Annotated in this window: 11 protein-coding genes; 5 read left to right on the top strand and 6 right to left on the bottom strand. The window is 74.2% G+C overall.

Annotation, left to right across the window (positions count from 1 at the left end):
* The first annotated feature begins 8 nt into the window (after positions 1–8).
* Positions 9–1658, top strand: coding sequence for a DEAD/DEAH box helicase (locus tag FJ658_RS10160; protein ID WP_141145259.1), 1650 nt, complete (start codon positions 9–11; stop codon positions 1656–1658).
* A gap of 290 nt (positions 1659–1948) precedes the next feature.
* On the opposite strand, the gene FJ658_RS10155 is transcribed toward FJ658_RS10160, so the two are convergent.
* From FJ658_RS10155 to FJ658_RS10145, 3 genes are all read right to left on the bottom strand, one after another.
* Positions 1949–2479, bottom strand: a complete 531-nt coding sequence (locus FJ658_RS10155) for a septum formation family protein (RefSeq protein WP_181408414.1) — start codon at positions 2477–2479, stop codon at positions 1949–1951.
* Between the two features lie 201 nt (positions 2480–2680).
* Positions 2681–4762 (bottom strand): aldo/keto reductase, encoded by a 2082-nt coding sequence (locus FJ658_RS10150; RefSeq protein ID WP_141145257.1) that lies wholly within the window; start codon positions 4760–4762, stop codon positions 2681–2683.
* An 83-nt stretch (positions 4763–4845) separates the two neighbouring features.
* Entirely contained in the window at positions 4846–5475 is a 630-nt protein-coding gene (locus FJ658_RS10145) for an NUDIX hydrolase family protein (protein ID WP_141145256.1), read from the bottom strand.
* Between the two features lie 341 nt (positions 5476–5816).
* On the opposite strand from FJ658_RS10145, the gene FJ658_RS10140 reads away from it, so the two are divergent.
* From FJ658_RS10140 to FJ658_RS10130, 3 genes are all read left to right on the top strand, one after another.
* Positions 5817–6362 (top strand): alpha/beta hydrolase, encoded by a 546-nt coding sequence (locus FJ658_RS10140; RefSeq protein WP_370454790.1) that lies wholly within the window; start codon positions 5817–5819, stop codon positions 6360–6362.
* 97 nt (positions 6363–6459) lie between these two features.
* Positions 6460–11505 carry a DEAD/DEAH box helicase gene (locus FJ658_RS10135; RefSeq protein WP_141145254.1) on the top strand — a complete coding sequence of 1682 codons (5046 nt, stop codon included), beginning with the start codon at positions 6460–6462 and terminating at the stop codon, positions 11503–11505.
* Between the two features lie 9 nt (positions 11506–11514).
* Positions 11515–12294 (top strand): DNA-formamidopyrimidine glycosylase family protein, encoded by a 780-nt coding sequence (locus tag FJ658_RS10130; protein ID WP_141145253.1) that lies wholly within the window; start codon positions 11515–11517, stop codon positions 12292–12294.
* A 33-nt stretch (positions 12295–12327) separates the two neighbouring features.
* On the opposite strand, the gene FJ658_RS16165 is transcribed toward FJ658_RS10130, so the two are convergent.
* Together FJ658_RS16165 and FJ658_RS10120 are read right to left on the bottom strand one after the other, a co-directional pair.
* Positions 12328–13302, bottom strand: a complete 975-nt coding sequence (locus FJ658_RS16165) for a hypothetical protein (protein ID WP_181408413.1) — start codon at positions 13300–13302, stop codon at positions 12328–12330.
* Positions 13299–13832, bottom strand: a complete 534-nt coding sequence (locus FJ658_RS10120) for a sigma factor-like helix-turn-helix DNA-binding protein (RefSeq protein ID WP_141145252.1) — start codon at positions 13830–13832, stop codon at positions 13299–13301. The genes FJ658_RS16165 and FJ658_RS10120 overlap by 4 nt, the downstream gene beginning before the upstream one ends.
* 230 nt (positions 13833–14062) lie before the next feature.
* On the opposite strand from FJ658_RS10120, the gene FJ658_RS10115 reads away from it, so the two are divergent.
* Positions 14063–14359 (top strand): DUF1905 domain-containing protein, encoded by a 297-nt coding sequence (locus FJ658_RS10115; protein ID WP_141145251.1) that lies wholly within the window; start codon positions 14063–14065, stop codon positions 14357–14359.
* Positions 14360–14418: 59 nt separating this feature from the next.
* Here FJ658_RS10115 and FJ658_RS16160 read toward each other — a convergent pair whose 3' ends face one another.
* Complete coding sequence (locus FJ658_RS16160; protein ID WP_181408412.1) at positions 14419–15183, bottom strand: hypothetical protein; 765 nt, start codon at positions 15181–15183, stop codon at positions 14419–14421.
* Between the last annotated feature and the right edge of the window lie 36 nt (positions 15184–15219).

The raw sequence follows: 15219 nt of genomic DNA, 5'->3' as shown, positions 1-15219 counted from the left end.
ATACACCTATGTCCACGGACTTCAGCACGCTCGGCGTGCCCTACCCGCTCGTCGAGGCCCTCACCGCGCAGGGCAAGACCAGCGCCTTCCCCATCCAGGTCGACACCCTGCCCGACACGCTCGCCGGCCGCGACGTGCTCGGCCGCGGCCGCACCGGCTCGGGCAAGACCCTCGCCTTCTCGATCCCGATGGTCGCCCGCCTCGGCACCCGCCTCGCCGGCGGCGCCCGCCGCCCCGGACGCCCGCTCGGCCTCGTGCTGGCGCCGACCCGCGAGCTCGCGACCCAGATCGACGCGACCCTCGCGCCGCTCGCCGCCGCCTACGGCCTCAACACGACCACGATCTTCGGCGGCATCAACCAGAAGCGCCAGGTCGAGGCGCTGCGCGCCGGCGTCGACATCGTCGTGGCCTGCCCTGGCCGCCTCGAGGACCTCATGAAGCAGGGCTTCGTGAAGCTCGACGCCGTCGAGGTCACCGTCATCGACGAGGCCGACCACATGGCCGACCTGGGCTTCCTGCCCGGCGTCACCCGCATCCTCGACGCCACCGGCAGCGAAGGGCAGCGGATGCTGTTCAGCGCCACCCTCGACAACGGCGTCGACAAGCTCGTGCGCCGCTTCCTCACCAACGAGGTGCTGCACTCGGTCGACGAGGCGCACTCGCCCGTCGCCGCGATGAGCCACACCGTCTTCCGCGTCGAGAGCGCCGAGGGCAAGACCGAGCTCGTGCAGAAGCTCGCCTCGGGCACCGGCAAGCGCATCCTGTTCCTGCGCACGAAGCACGCCGCCAAGAAGCTGGCGCAGAAGCTGACCGCCGCCGGCATCCCGGCCGTCGACCTGCACGGCAACCTGAGCCAGCCGCAGCGCGACCGCAACCTCGCGGCCTTCGGCGGCGGTGACGTGCGCGTGCTCGTCGCGACCGACGTCGCCGCGCGCGGCGTGCACGTCGACAACGTCGAGCTGATCGTGCACGTCGACCCGCCCATGGAGCACAAGGCCTACCTGCACCGCAGCGGCCGCACCGCCCGCGCGGGCGCCGAGGGTGCGGTCGTCACGATCGCGATGCCCTCGCAGATGGACGACCTGAAGAAGCTGCTGCGCAAGGCCGCGATCCAGGTCGAGCCGCAGACGGTGACGGCCGCCTCGCCCGCGGTGGATGCGCTGGTCGGCGACGTGGCGGACTACGTGACGCCCGTGCCGAAGCAGGCGCGCTCCCAGCAGGGCGGCGGCGGACGCTCGACCGGCGCGAACGCACAGCGCAAGCGCGCGGCCCGCGCCGAGCGCGACGGCCAGCGCGGGGGCGCACCCCGCGGCGGTCGTGACGGACGTGACGGCCGCGACGAACAGCCCGGCGAGGGCCGCGGCAACGGCGGCGGCCGCGGTCGTGGCCGCGGAGCCGGTGCCGGCACGGGCGCGAAGGCGGCCGTCGGCGAGGAGCGCCGCGACCGCTCGGGTCGCCCCTCGGGCGTGCGCTCGGGCGAGAGCGCCCCGTCGAAGCACCAGCACGCGCGTCACGAGGAGGCCGGCCGCGCCGGCGTGTCGAAGCGCCGCACCGGCCGTCGCGCCGGCGCCGCCGCGGGCTCGACCGGCGGTGCGCCGAAGCTCATGGTCGGCTCGGTCGTGCGCCAGAACGGCGGAGGACGCCGCACCGGCCGCTGAGCCGCCGCGCCCGACGCAGCGTCTGACGCAGCGTCTGACGCAGCGTCGATTCCCGCGCCGTGGATGCGCATCCACAACTCAGCAGGAATGCCCCGAGCCGACCGGCCCGGGGCATTTCCGTCTCCTCATGCTGAATTGCGAGAACGCGCCTCGCGGTCGTGTGATCCCAACTCAGCACGGATCGCGCAGGGTGACCGACGGAGGGCGCCCGCGCACGTTCATGCTGAATTGCGAAGGAGACGGACCGGACGCTCCCTCGCGAACGGGGAGGCGGGAGCCGCGCATCCCGGTCAGATCTTCGCGCCCTGGAAGCTCTTCTCGAGCTGGTCGTAGTTCCACGAGTAGCCGTAGCAGATGACCGAGCGGTCGCCGCCGCGCCAGAGCGTCTCGTCGGGCGGGTAGTAGGAGTAGTCGAGCGTCGACTCGGCGAAGGGCGCCCCGTCGTAGTCGACGAGCGCCTTCTCGCAGGCGGCGCGCGACAGCTTGTCGACGCGGATGTCGCCCGGGAAGTCCGATCCGGCATCCCCGAGGTCGATGCGGGCGGTCACCTCGTTGTCGTGCAGCTCGGTGCACTCGACCACGTCGGTGTACCAGTCGTCGTCGGGGTCGGCGAAGCAGTCGCCCGGCTGCAGGTCGTCGATCGCGTCGTCGTAACCGCTCGCCGCGCCGCCGGCCGATCCGGGCGCGCCGGCCGAGCCTCCGCCTCCCCCGGCCAGCTGACGCCCGAGGTCGCGGGCGGTCGTGACGACGTCGCATCCGCTGAGCGACACGGCGACGGCGGCCGCGAGAAGGGCGGCGGCGAGGATGCGGGCGGGGCGCACGGCGGCTCCGTTCGGTGCAGGGCGGGACCGCGGCGAGCGCGGGTGGTGTCGGGCCAAGCTATGCGATCCCTCAGAAGCGCGGAAGCATCCTTCTGGCCCCAGTGCGCGGCACGCGGCGGCGCCGCGCCCGAGGCACCGCCCGCCCGCGGAGGCACGGCCGCGGAACCACAGCCCGCAGACCCGACGCGCCCCGCCCGCGCCTCAGATCCGCAGGTCGAGCCAGAGCACCTCGTGCGGCGCGAGCTCGACCGAGAGCGCGGCGAGCGAGCTGCGGGTCTCTTCGAGCGAGCGCGGGCCGAACAGCGGGAACGTCGGGAACGGCTGCGCGAGCACGTAGGCCAGCGCGATCGCGGTCGGCGCGACCCCGTGCCGCGACGCCAGCTCGCGCACGCGGGCGAGCCGCTCGAAGTTGGCGTCGCTGTAGTAGCAGCGCACCAGCTCGGCATCCGTGCGATCGCCCGGATCCGCCCGCGCGAAGAAGCCGCGCGCTTGCGACGACCAGGGGAACAGCGGCGTCTGCGTGCGCTCCAGCCACTCCTTCGAGGCCGGGTCCGTCGCGTGCCGGCAACCCTCCCACGGCAGGTCGAGAGCCTCGGCCAGACCGAAGTGGTTGCTCAGCACGGTGAAGCTCTGCCGGCCGTTCGCGGCGGCGTACTCGCGCGCCGCATCCATGCGCTCGATCGACCAGTTCGATCCTCCGAACGCGCCGATGCGCCCCGCGCGCCAGTGCTCGTCGAGCACGTCGACGAACTCGCCCACGGGAACGCTCTCGTTGTCGCGGTGCAGGAAGTAGAGGTCGGCGCGGTCGGTCTTCAGCCGGTCGAGGCTCTCGTGCAGCTGACGGGTCACCGACTCGGGGTCGCAGTGCGGGGTGTGGGCGCCCTTCACGATCACGGCGACCTCGTCGCGCACGCCGCGCTGCCGCATCCACTCGCCCAGCAGGCGCTCCTGGCGTCCGCCGCCGTAGAGCCAGGCGGTGTCGAAGACGGTGCCGCCGCGCTCGACGTAGTCGTCGAACATGACGGCCGCCTGGCGCAGGCTGCTCTGGTTGTCGGCGCCCATGACGAGACGTGACAGCGGCACGCGGACTCCCTCGACGCGTCCCATCGGCATCGAGCCCCGGCCCGCGCGGCGCAGCGTCTCGCCGGCGACCGGCGGAGTCGGGGCGTCGTCGCGCTCGCTCGCGTAGACCGCGCCGATGCCGTGCCGCCAGCGCCGCTCGAGCAGCGCCATCGCGGTGCTGTGCGACCACGGCACGAGCGGCGACTCGGTCGCGCCGGCCGCCACGGCTTCGGCGAGCGCATCCGCCTCGCCCGCGTACTGCGAGAAGGGCGGGAAGAGCAGCTCCTGGTCGGGGGCGCCGGGCCGCTGCAGCAGGGCGCGGGCGGGGCGCTCGGGGTCGGGCGTCCACGGGTCGGTCAGGGTCAGGATGCCGGCCTCGCCGACCACGCGCACCTGCGGCTCGAGCGCGATCGCGACCCCGCATTCGAGCTGGGCGGTGAGCGGGAGACGGGCGGGGGCGCTGTCGGCGCTGCTGCCGTCGGCGGCGCCGCCGGGGCTGCCCGCGCCGTCGCCGACATCCTCACCCTCGAGCGCGATCGTCATCGCCGCCCAGCGGTCGACGCCGTTCTCGTCGGCCCGCCCCGCGGTGGCGATCCGCGCTCGCTCCAGCGCGGCCGCCGAGAGATCGTGACCCGTCGCATCCGCCACCAGGGTGAAGGCCGAGAGCGTGTAGCAGCCGACGTCGAGCACGCCGCCGCCGGCCAGCTCGGGCAGGGTGATGCGCGAGGGCTCGTCCGAGCCCGCGAAGGCGAAGTGCGCCGACACCGACAGGATGCGCCCCAGCTCGCCGTCGCGCAGCATCGTCTCGAGCGTGCGCCACTGCGGGTGCGCGCGGTGCATGAAGGCCTCGAGCAGCACGACGCCGTTCTCGCGCGCCGCCTGCTGCACCGCCATCGTGTGCGCCGGATCGACGGTCATCGGCTTCTCGACCAGCACGTGCTTGCCGGCCCGGGCCGCCCGGATCGCCCACTCGGCATGCTGCGGATGCGGCGTCGCGACATAGACCGCATCCACCGCCGGGTCAGCGAGCAGATCAGCGTAGGAGCCGTGCGGCACCGGACCGTCGTCGCCGCCGAACTCCTCGGCGAAGGCACGTGCCCGCGCGAGCTCCCGGCTCGCCACGGCCACCAGCCGGCCCGTCGCGCTCTGCGGCAGCTGCCGCGCGAAGGCGCGGGCGATGCCGCCGGCGCCGATGATGCCCCACCCCAGCGTGTCGGTCATGCGGATCAGCCTAGGGATGCGGGACCCCGCACCGCACGGGCGCGCCGGGCGCGCGTGGCGCGCGGCGCGTAATGCGTGGCGGCTCAGCCGAGCACGCCCACCGACGCGAGCGCCGCGCGCAGCAGGGTGCCGCGGCCGCCCTCCATCTCGGCGTGGATGTCGGGCGACGAGGCCTCGGCGGGCGTCATCCAGGTCAGCTCGAGCGCATCCTGGCGGGGTTCGCAGGTGCCGGTGACCGGCACGACGTAGGCGAGCGAGACGGCGTGCTGCCGCTCGTCCACGTACGCCGACAGGCCCGGGATCGGGAAGTACTCGGCGACCGAGAACGGCACCGGGCTCGGCGGCAGCTGCGGGAACGCCATCGGCCCGAGGTCCTTCTCCAGGTGACGGAACAGCGCGTCGCGCAGGGTCTCGCCGAACATCACGCGTCCGCTGACGAGCGTGCGCGTCATCTGGCCGGCGTCGTTCGCGCGCAGCAGCACGCCGACGCTCGTGACCACGCCCATCCCATCGACGCGCACCGGCACCGCCTCGACGTAGAGCAGCGGGAGACGGCGGCGGATGTCGGCGAGCTCGACATCGCTCAGCCACGCCGAGTTCGGCTGCGGGTCGCCCGCGCCGCCGCCGAGCCCGTCGCCACGGCCGGCACCGATGCCGTCGCCGGATCCGTCGTCGGGGGTGCCGGGTCGGTCGGGGGTTCCCACGTTCGCCATACACCGATCGTACGGATGCGCGGCCTCCGTTCCGCGCAGGGCGCGGCAACGCGCATCCCGGGTCGCCGTTCACCGGATGCAGTGACCATCCCAGAGAGTTGCTGTCACGCCTGTGGCTCACGTTGCTCATCGGCCTCACCATTCACAGCAACTCCTTGAGACGGTCACGGGCGGTGGGTCTCCGGGGTGGAGCGCTGGCGATCGCGCCGGACTGCGCGCCGTCGGACGCGCCGCCTAGGGTCGGAGCGTGACCCCGCTGACGATCGACCGCGACGCCGTGCTCTGGAGCACCCCCGAGGCCGAGCGCCCCCGGCCGCCCGCTGCTGGTGATGCTGCACGGCATGGGCTCGCACGAGGGCGACCTGTTCGGCCTCGCCCCGCACCTGCCGCTCGGCGCGACGATCGCCTCGCTGCGGGCTCCGATCGCCGACGGACCGGGGTTCTCGTGGTTCCCGCGCGGCGGCTACACCCCGGGCGACGTCAGCGGCGATGTCGCCGATGACGCGGCCGAGGCGGTGCTCGCCTGGCTCGACGAGGTCGACACGAGCGCCGGCGTCGGGCTGCTCGGCTTCAGCCAGGGGGCGATGACGGCCGCCCAGCTGCTGCGCCTCGCACCGCGGCGCTTCGACTACGCCGTCGCCCTCAGCGGCTACGTACCGCGCGAGGAGCACGACGGGGATGCGCGGCTGCGCGAGCTGCCGCCGCCGGTGTTCTGGGGTCGCGGCAGCGCCGATGCGATGATCCCGATCTCGTCGGTCGATTGGAGCATCCCGTGGTTCGCCACGCACACCACGCTGACCGAGCGCGTGTACCCGGGGCTCGGGCACGGGGTGTCGCCGCAGGAGATCACCGACATCGCCGCGTTCCTGGCGGCGCGCCTGGGCTGAGGCGTGGATGCGCGGCGCATCTTGAGGTCCCGGACCGGCCCTGAGCACCCGCCGTGCGCACTGCACGCATGTCGGCGGCGCTTGCCAGGATGAGCACATGACCCCGAAACGCGCGACGCCGCCCGGCGACGACGCGCGCGCCGGCGACGATTCCGCCGGCGACCGCGGCCCGGTGCTCGACCGCTTCTCCCCCGCGACGCGCGCCTGGTTCGAGGGCGCCTTCCGCGCCCCGACCGCCGCGCAGGCCGGGGCCTGGTCGGCGATCTCGTCGGGGTCGAACGCCCTGGTCGTCGCGCCGACCGGCTCGGGCAAGACCCTCTCGGCGTTCCTCTGGTCGCTCGACCGGCTCGCGACGACGCCGTCGCCCGACGACCGCCGGCACCGCACGCGCGTGCTCTACATCTCGCCGCTCAAGGCCCTCGGCGTCGACGTCGAGCGCAACCTGCGCGCTCCGCTCGTCGGCATCACCCAGACGGCCAAGCGCCTCGGCGCCGAGCCGCCCGCGATCACGGTGGGCGTGCGGTCGGGCGACACGACGAGCGCCGACCGGCGGCTGCTGCAGCGCGAGCCCCCCGACATCCTGATCACGACGCCTGAGTCGCTGTTCCTCATGCTCACGAGCTCGGCGCGCGAGACGCTCACCCGGGTCGACACCGTCATCATCGACGAGGTGCACGCGGTCGCGGCGACGAAGCGCGGCGCGCATCTCGCCGTCTCGCTCGAGCGACTGGATGCGCTGCTCGAGAAGCCCGCGCAGCGCATCGGCCTCTCGGCCACGGTGCGCCCTCGCGAGGAGGTCGCGCGCTTCCTCGGCGGCACCGCGCCGGTCGAGATCGTCGCCCCGCCGATCGAGAAGACCTTCGACCTGAGCGTCGTGGTTCCGGTCGAGGACATGACCGAGCTCGGCGTGCGCTCCACCGAGCCGGTGGATGCGGCGCTCGGCGAAGCCGACGAGACCGGTCTGCAGAGCGCCGGCTCGATCTGGCCGCACGTCGACGCGGCGATCATCGACGAGGTGCTGCGGCACCGCTCCACGATCGTGTTCGCGAACTCCCGTCGTCTGGCCGAGCGGCTCACCGCGCGGCTCAACGAGCTCTACGAGGAGCGGCTGGCAGAGCAGGCGGGCGCCGCGGCGTGGGACGCCGACGCGAGGGACGACGAGGTCGAGCTCGCGGGTGTGGCCGGGCGCGCATCCACCTCGACGACGCCCTCGGCCGGCGCTGCGACAGCGACGCCCGGCCGGCCCTCGACCACCCGGCGCTTCCCGGCCGAGGCCGTCGGGGGCTCGGGCATCACCGGCTCATCCACGCAGCTCGCCCCGGGTCAATCGATCGGCGACGACGGTGACGACGGCCCCGTGCTCGCGCGGGCGCATCACGGCTCGGTCAGCAAGGAGCAGCGCGCGGTCATCGAAGACGACCTCAAGTCGGGCCGGCTGCGGTGCGTGGTCGCGACCAGCTCGCTCGAGCTGGGCATCGACATGGGCGCGGTCGATCTCGTGATCCAGGTCGAGTCGCCGCCGAGCGTCGCGAGCGGGCTGCAGCGCATCGGCCGCGCCGGGCACCAGGTCGGCGAGATCTCGAAGGGCGTGCTCTTCCCGAAGCACCGCGCCGACCTGCTGCACACGACGGTCGCGGCCGAGCGGATGCGCACCGGGCTGATCGAGGCGCTGCAGGTTCCGCAGAACCCGCTCGACATCCTGGCTCAGCAGACCGTCGCGGCGGTCGCGCTCGACGAGCTCGGCGTCGACGACTGGTTCGAGACGGTGCGGCGCAGCGCCCCCTTCGCCACGCTGCCGCGCAGCGCCTACGACGCGACGCTCGACCTGCTGAGCGGCCGGTACCCGAGCGACGAGTTCGCCGAGCTGCGCCCGCGCATCGTCTGGGATCGCGTGGCCGGCACGATCACGGGGCGGCCGGGCGCGCAGCGCCTCGCGGTCACGAGCGGCGGCACGATCCCCGACCGCGGGCTCTTCGGCGTGTTCATCGTCGGCTCCGACGACGGCGCCCGCCGCGTCGGCGAGCTCGACGAGGAGATGGTCTACGAGTCGCGCGTCGGCGACGTCTTCGCGCTCGGCGCGACCAGCTGGCGCATCGAGGAGATCACCTCCGACCGCGTGCTCGTCTCGCCCGCCTTCGGTCAGCCGGGTCGTGTGCCGTTCTGGAAAGGCGACGGCCTCGGCCGTCCCGCCGAGCTGGGGCGGGCGATCGGCGCCTTCACGGCCGAGCTCGCGGCTGAGACCGGCGGCGCGCTCACGACGCGACTCGCGGAGGCCGGACTCGACGAGTGGGCGCTCGGCAACCTGCGCTCCTTCGTGGCCGAGCAGAAGGAGTCGACCGGCGCCGTGCCGACCGACCGCACGCTGCTGGTCGAGCGCTTCCGCGACGAGCTCGGCGACTGGCGGCTCGTGCTGCACTCGCCCTACGGCATGCCGGTGCACGCGCCCTGGGCCCTCGCGGTGACGGCGCGCATCCGCGAGCGGCTCGGCGTCGACGGCTCGGCGATGGCCGGTGACGACGGCATCGTCGTGCGCCTGCCCGACACCGACGCCGACCCGCCGGGTGCCGAGCTCTTCGTCTTCGAGCACGACGAGCTCGAGCAGCTCGTGACCGACGAGGTCGGCGGATCGGCGCTGTTCGCCGCGCGCTTCCGCGAATGCGCCGCCCGGGCCCTGCTGCTGCCGCGCTACAACCCCGGCCGTCGCTCGCCGCTCTGGCAGCAGAGGCAGCGCAGCGCGCAGCTGCTCGAGGTCGCGCGCAAGTACCCGAGCTTCCCGATCATCCTCGAGACCGTGCGCGAGGTGCTGCAGGACGCCTACGACCTGCCCTCGCTCGCGACCCTCACCCACGACATCGCGGCCCGCAAGGTGCGCCTGGTCGAGGTGCAGACCGAGAGCCCCTCGCCCTTCGCCCGCACCCTGCTCTTCGGCTACGTCGCCGCGTTCATGTACGAGGGCGACAGTCCGCTCGCCGAGCGTCGCGCCGCCGCGCTGAGCCTCGATCCCGGCCTGCTCGCCGAGCTGCTCGGCCGGGCCGAGCTGCGCGAGCTGCTCGACGAGAAGGTCATCGCGCAGACCGAGGCCGAGCTGCAGCGCCTCGTCGATGAGCGCAAGGCGAAAGACGCGGAGGGACTCATCGACCTGCTGCGGCTGCTGGGTCCGCTGACCACCGCGGAGCTCGCCGCCCGCACCCGGGCGCCCGGCGACGGCACGGAGTCAGGCGAGGCCGGGGGAACGGGCACCGGCACGTCAGCCGGTGCCGCTGGGCTGGACGCCGACGGCATCGAGCAGGCCATGACCGCCTTCGCACGCGCGAACCGGGTCATCCGCGCGGGCATCGCGGGCGAGGAGCGCTGGGCCGGCGTCGAAGACGCGGCGCGCCTGCGCGATGCGATCGGCGTGCCGCTGCCGATCGGGGTGCCGAGCGCGTTCCTCGACCCGGTGCCCGATCCGGTCGGCGATCTGGTGAGCCGCTACGCCCGCACGCACGGTCCGTTCACGGTCGCCGAGGCCGCCGCGCGACTGGGCCTCGGCGTCGCGGTCGTGCAGGATGCGCTGCGCCGCCTGGGCTCGGATCGCCGCGTCGCCGAGGGCGAGTTCCGCCCCGGGGCGAGCGGCACGGAATGGGTCGACTCCGAGGTGCTGCGGCGCCTGCGCAGCCGGTCGCTCGCCGCGCTGCGACAGGAGGTCGAGCCGGTGACCCAGGATGCGCTGGCCCGCTTCCTGCCCGAGTGGCAGCACATCGGGCGGCGCGGCGGGGCGTCGCGCGACGGTCAGCGCGGGGCGGCAGCGAACCGCGACGGGGCGGGCCGCGATGACCCGGCCGCCGCCGCGAGCGCGGCCGCGCGCATCCCGAATCGAGGCACCGGACAGCTGCGCGGCGTCGACGGCCTCGTGCAGACGATCGACCAGCTCGCCGGCCTCGCCCTGCCCGCGTCGTCGTGGGAGTCGCTCGTGCTGCCGGCGCGGGTACGCGACTACACGCCCGCGTGGCTCGACGAGCTGACGACGACGGGCGAGGTCATCTGGTCGGGCGCCGGCGAGCTCTCGGGCGGCGACGGCTGGGTGTCGTTCCACCTCGCCGATTCGGCGCCGCTGACGCTCGCCGAGCCCGGCGAGTTCGATCGCACGCCGCTGCACGACCGGCTGCAGGAGATCCTGGTGATGGGCGGCGCCTACTTCTTCCGCCAGCTCGCGACCGCGGTCGGACCGATCGACGGGGCTCCGGTCGACGACAAGGACCTTGCGACCGCGCTCTGGGATCTGGTCTGGGCCGGGATCGTCGGCAACGACACGATCGCACCGCTGCGGGCGCGTCTGGGATCGAAGTCGAGTCCCACCCGCGCACGCTCCGCCCCGCGAGCCCGCGGCTATCGCGGCCGGTCGCGCTACGGCGCCGCCCGTGCGGCGGCCGCGGCGATCGCCGCGACCGCGCCGCCGACCGTGAGCGGCCGCTGGAGCCTGCTGCCCGCCGCGGAGTCCGACAGCACGGTGCGGGCCACGGCGATCGCCGAGCAGCTGCTCGAGCGTCACGGTGTGGTCACCCGCGGCGCCGTCGTCGCGGAGGGCGTGCGCGGCGGATTCTCGACGGCGTACCGCGTGCTGTCGAGCCTCGAGGAGACCGGCCGGGTGCGCCGCGGCTACTTCGTCGAGCAGCTCGGCGCCGCCCAGTTCGCGACCCCGGCCACGGTCGACCGGCTGCGCAGCTTCAGCCGCGATCCCGACGACGAGACCCCGCCGAGCGCCGTCACGCTCGCGGCGACCGATCCCGCGAACGCCTACGGCGCCGCGCTCGGCTGGCCCGAGGGCCGCACCGGGCATCGCCCCGGACGCAAGGCCGGCGCCCTGGTCGTGCTCGTGGATGGGCGGCTCGCGATCTATGTCGAGCGCGGCGGCAAGACCGTGCTCACCTTCGGCCTGCCGAGCCCGGCCGCGCGCGACGACGCTGCCGACGACCTCGACGACGCCGCCCGCGCGCGGCTGACCGTCGCCGCCCACTCGCTGGCCGACACGATCCGCGCGACGGGCGGCACCCTGCGCATCGAGAAGATCGACGGCGACTTCGCCGTCGGCACCCCGCTCGGCATCGCCCTGACCGACGCCGGCTTCGCGACCACGCCGCAGGGCCTGCGGCTGCGCGGCTAGGGGATCCGGATGCCCGAGGGCGACACCGTCTTCCGCGCCGCCCGCGAGCAGAATCGTGCGCTGGCCGGCCAGGTTCTGACCGCATCCGATCTCCGGGTGCCCCGCTTCGCCACCGCCGACCTGAGCGGCGAGACCGTGCACGAGGTCGTCGCCCGCGGCAAGCACCTGCTGCACCGCATCGGCGACTTCACCCTGCACACGCACCTCAAGATGGAGGGCATCTGGCGGGTCTACTCGCCCGGGCAGAAGTGGCAGCGCCCGGCGCACCAGGCCCGCGTCATCCTGTCGACGTCCGCGCTGCAGTCGGTGGGCTTCGCGCTCGGCATCGTCGAGCTGATCCGCCGCGACGAGGAGGAGGCGACCGTCGGCTACCTCGGTCCCGATCTGCTCGGCCCCGACTGGGATGCCGTGGTCGCCGAGCAGAACCTGCGCGCCGACGCCGAGCGCCCCGCCTTCGTGGCGGTGCTCGACCAGCGCAACCTCGCCGGCCTCGGCAACGTCTACGCCAACGAGCTGCTGTTCCTGCGCGGCATCGACCCGCATCGCCCGATGGGCGAGGTCGACGACATCCCGGGCCTGATCGACCTGGCGCACCGGCTCATCACGATCAACCGCGATCGGATGGAGCGCATCACGACCGGCGACGCCCGGCCGGGCAACCGCACCTGGGTCTATGGGCGCCGCGGCCGCCCGTGCCGGCGCTGCGGCACGCGAATCCGCCAGGGCGAGCTGGGCGCCGACGAGCTGACCGAGCGCGTCGTCTACTCCTGCCCGCACTGCCAGACCTGAGCGGCCGTGGAGGCGTCGGAGCCGCGGATGCGATCAGGGGATCGGCCGGTTCGGGATCACGCCCGGCAGCAGGTCGTCGACGATCGGGATCACGGGGATGACCGGAGCCGGCGGCTGAGGGTCGGCCGGCGGCTCGGGCTGCGTCGGCGGGTTCGGATCGGTCGGCGTCGGATCCGTCGGCGTAGTCGGATCGGTCGGCGTGGTTCCCCCGCCGGTCGAGCCCCCGCCCGTCGAGCCCCCGCCGGTCGAGCCCCCGCCCGTCGAGCCTCCACCGGTCGACCCGCCGCCCGCCGAGGTGCCGCCGCCCGTCGAGCCTCCTCCGGTCGAACCCCCGCCGGTTGAGCTCCCGCCCCCGGTCGAGCCCGAGCCGGACGATCCGGACCCCGTCGAACCGGAGCCGGTCGAACCCGAGCCGCCGGTCGAGCCCGATCCGGAGCCGCCGCTCGACGACGAGCCACCGGGCGTGGGCGTCGACCCGCCGGCGGGGCTTCCGCTCGATGAGCCGCGACCCGACGCTCCGCCGCTCGCGGAACCACCCGAGCTCGAGCCCTTGCGCGAGGCGATGCGCCCCGAGTCGGATCGCGTGCCCGAGTCGGAGCGCGGCGCGGGAGCCGGAGCCGGAGCGACCGCGCCCGGCACCGCGGGCTGCGTCGCCGGCGTCGAGCCGATCTGCACCTCGGCGTCGGACTGGATCGCCGAGTCGCCCGCGCCACGCGCCACGGGCGCCGCGTCGAGCGCCGAGGTCTGCTGACGAGCGCCCACGCCGCCGGTCGCCGCGAAGGCGACGCCGCCGGCCAGCACGAGAGCTGCGGCGAGCGCCCCCGTCGCGACGATCGGCCGCGAGCGGCGGCGACGCCAGGATGCGGGCACGCCCGTGCCGGTCACGCCCTGGTCGCCCGACGCGATGCGGTCGAGCAGCACGTCGCGCCGCGCATCCAGGTCGACGGCCGTGGGGGTCGCCGCCGAGGCCAGCGCCCGGCGCAGGCGCTCGTCGCTGCTGACGATCATGCGGCCTCCTCGCGGGGCGGGAAGAGCTCGGCGCGCGCGGTCTGCAGCTCGCGCGAGATCACGGTGTCGGCGACGCCGAGACCCTCGGCGATGCGCTCGATCGACAGCCCGAGCAGGTAGCTGAGCACGCACACCTGGCGCGTGCGCATCGGCAGATCGCGCAGCCGCCGCAGCATCGCGACCTCGATCGTGTGGCCGGGGTCGGTGTCGGGAGAGAGCGGGATGCTGCCGGTCTCGGGTGCCGTCGGGTCGCGATGCACGGCGACCGGGTCGCTCTCGACGCCCTCGAGGTCGCCGTCGCGCTCGCGGCGGCGCAGCTCGTCGACGCGCTCGCTCGCGACGGCGACGACCCAGGCGATGCGGTTCTCGATCACTCGCGCCGGAGGCCGGGCGACGAGCCCGATGAGCACGTCCTCCACGGCCTGCCGGGCGAGTCCGCGGTCTCCCGTGACCACGCCGACGGCGCTCACGGCGCGACCGTAGTCGGCGGCGAGGAAGTCATCGAAGTCGAGTTCGGTGAAGGCGGGCACGGGATCCCTCTCCCCGGCGGCTTTCGGGTGGCCTCCGGGATGTGTGAATCGTGCCCCCTCTTCGGGGGTAGAGCAAGAGGCCCGAGGGAAAATCACCCCTCCTCGCCCGTGATCGCGGGTCAGCCCGGAGAACAGCCTCGTTCACCCCCGCATCCCGAGCCGCATCCCGAGCCGGGCGCGCGTCGGCGGCGGCCCCCGCCGACGTCGGTCGCGGGTGCCACACTCGGGGCATGGAGTTCGAGTTCGAGGCGCAGCTGTGGCGGTGGGAGGTGCGCCGCGAGGACTGGGGTTTCGTGAGCGTGCCCGAGGAGGCGTCGGCCGAGATCCGCGAGCTGTCGGAGGTGCTGCCGCCTCGCGGCTTCGGCTCGGTGCGCGTCGAGGTCATGATCGGCGCGACGCGCTGGCGCACGTCGATCTTCCCGAACGGCGACCTCTACTCGCTGCCGATCAAGGGCGCCGTGCGCCGCAAGCACTCTCTCGAGATCGGCGACCTGACCACGGTGCACCTGAGCGTGCTCGACGCCTGACTCACGAGGCCCGAGCGCCCGAGCAGAGCCCGGCCGCCAAGCCCGAGTGGATGCGGGGCTCAGCCCCAGGCGTCGACGGGCGCCTTGACGATCGTCACCTCGCGGGTGCTCCAGTGGGAGCCGTTGGCGTAGTGGCTCGACGCCCACGGCGAGGCCCAGATCGCCTGCGCGGTCGCGTCGGCCGAGGTGCCGGCGTCGAGGCCGGCGACGATGCCGGGGTAGCGCCCGCTCTGGATGTTCTCGGCGCAGTAGCGCGCCGCATCCACCAGACTCGTGTAGCTGCCGAGGCCGGATCCGCCGCCCGAGCCGTAGCCGTTGTTGAGCGGGTTGTTGCGGTTCCACCAGTCGTCCACGCCGTTCTCCTGGCGCATCCAGCGCAGCATCACGGTCACGTTGGCGTCGGTCTGCTTCCAGCCGCCGAAGAGGAGCACCATCTTGGCCCAGTCGGCGTTCGTCCCGCTCTGCTTGAGCGTCTCGATTCCGGCGGTCGCCATGACGGTGTCGCGGGTCACGTCGCTCGGGGTGACGTCGCCGTCGACGGTCAGCGCGGCGTCGAGCTCGGCGGTCGTGCGCACGTCACCGCTCTGGATCTGCGCGGGCGTGCCGGGCGCGAAGTGCCGCTCGCCGTTGCGGGTCGAGGCGTGCGCTCCGACGGCCGGCGTGACGGTGAGGCTCGCGACGAGCGCGGCGCCCATCAGGGTCTCGACGAGGGCCCGGCGACGCAGCGACACGTCGGGCGTTCCGCCGACGCGGTGGGCGGCCCGCGGGGTCGACTCAGCTGACCGGGAGCGGCCTGAAGTGAGTCGAGTGGATGCGCGGGTCATGCAGCCGTCGAGGGTAACAGAGGGTCCTGGCGGCCG

Source organism: Schumannella sp. 10F1B-5-1 (assembly GCF_006517535.1).
GTDB lineage: Bacteria > Actinomycetota > Actinomycetes > Actinomycetales > Microbacteriaceae > Schumannella.
This window is presented reverse-complemented; position numbering and strand designations above follow the sequence as displayed.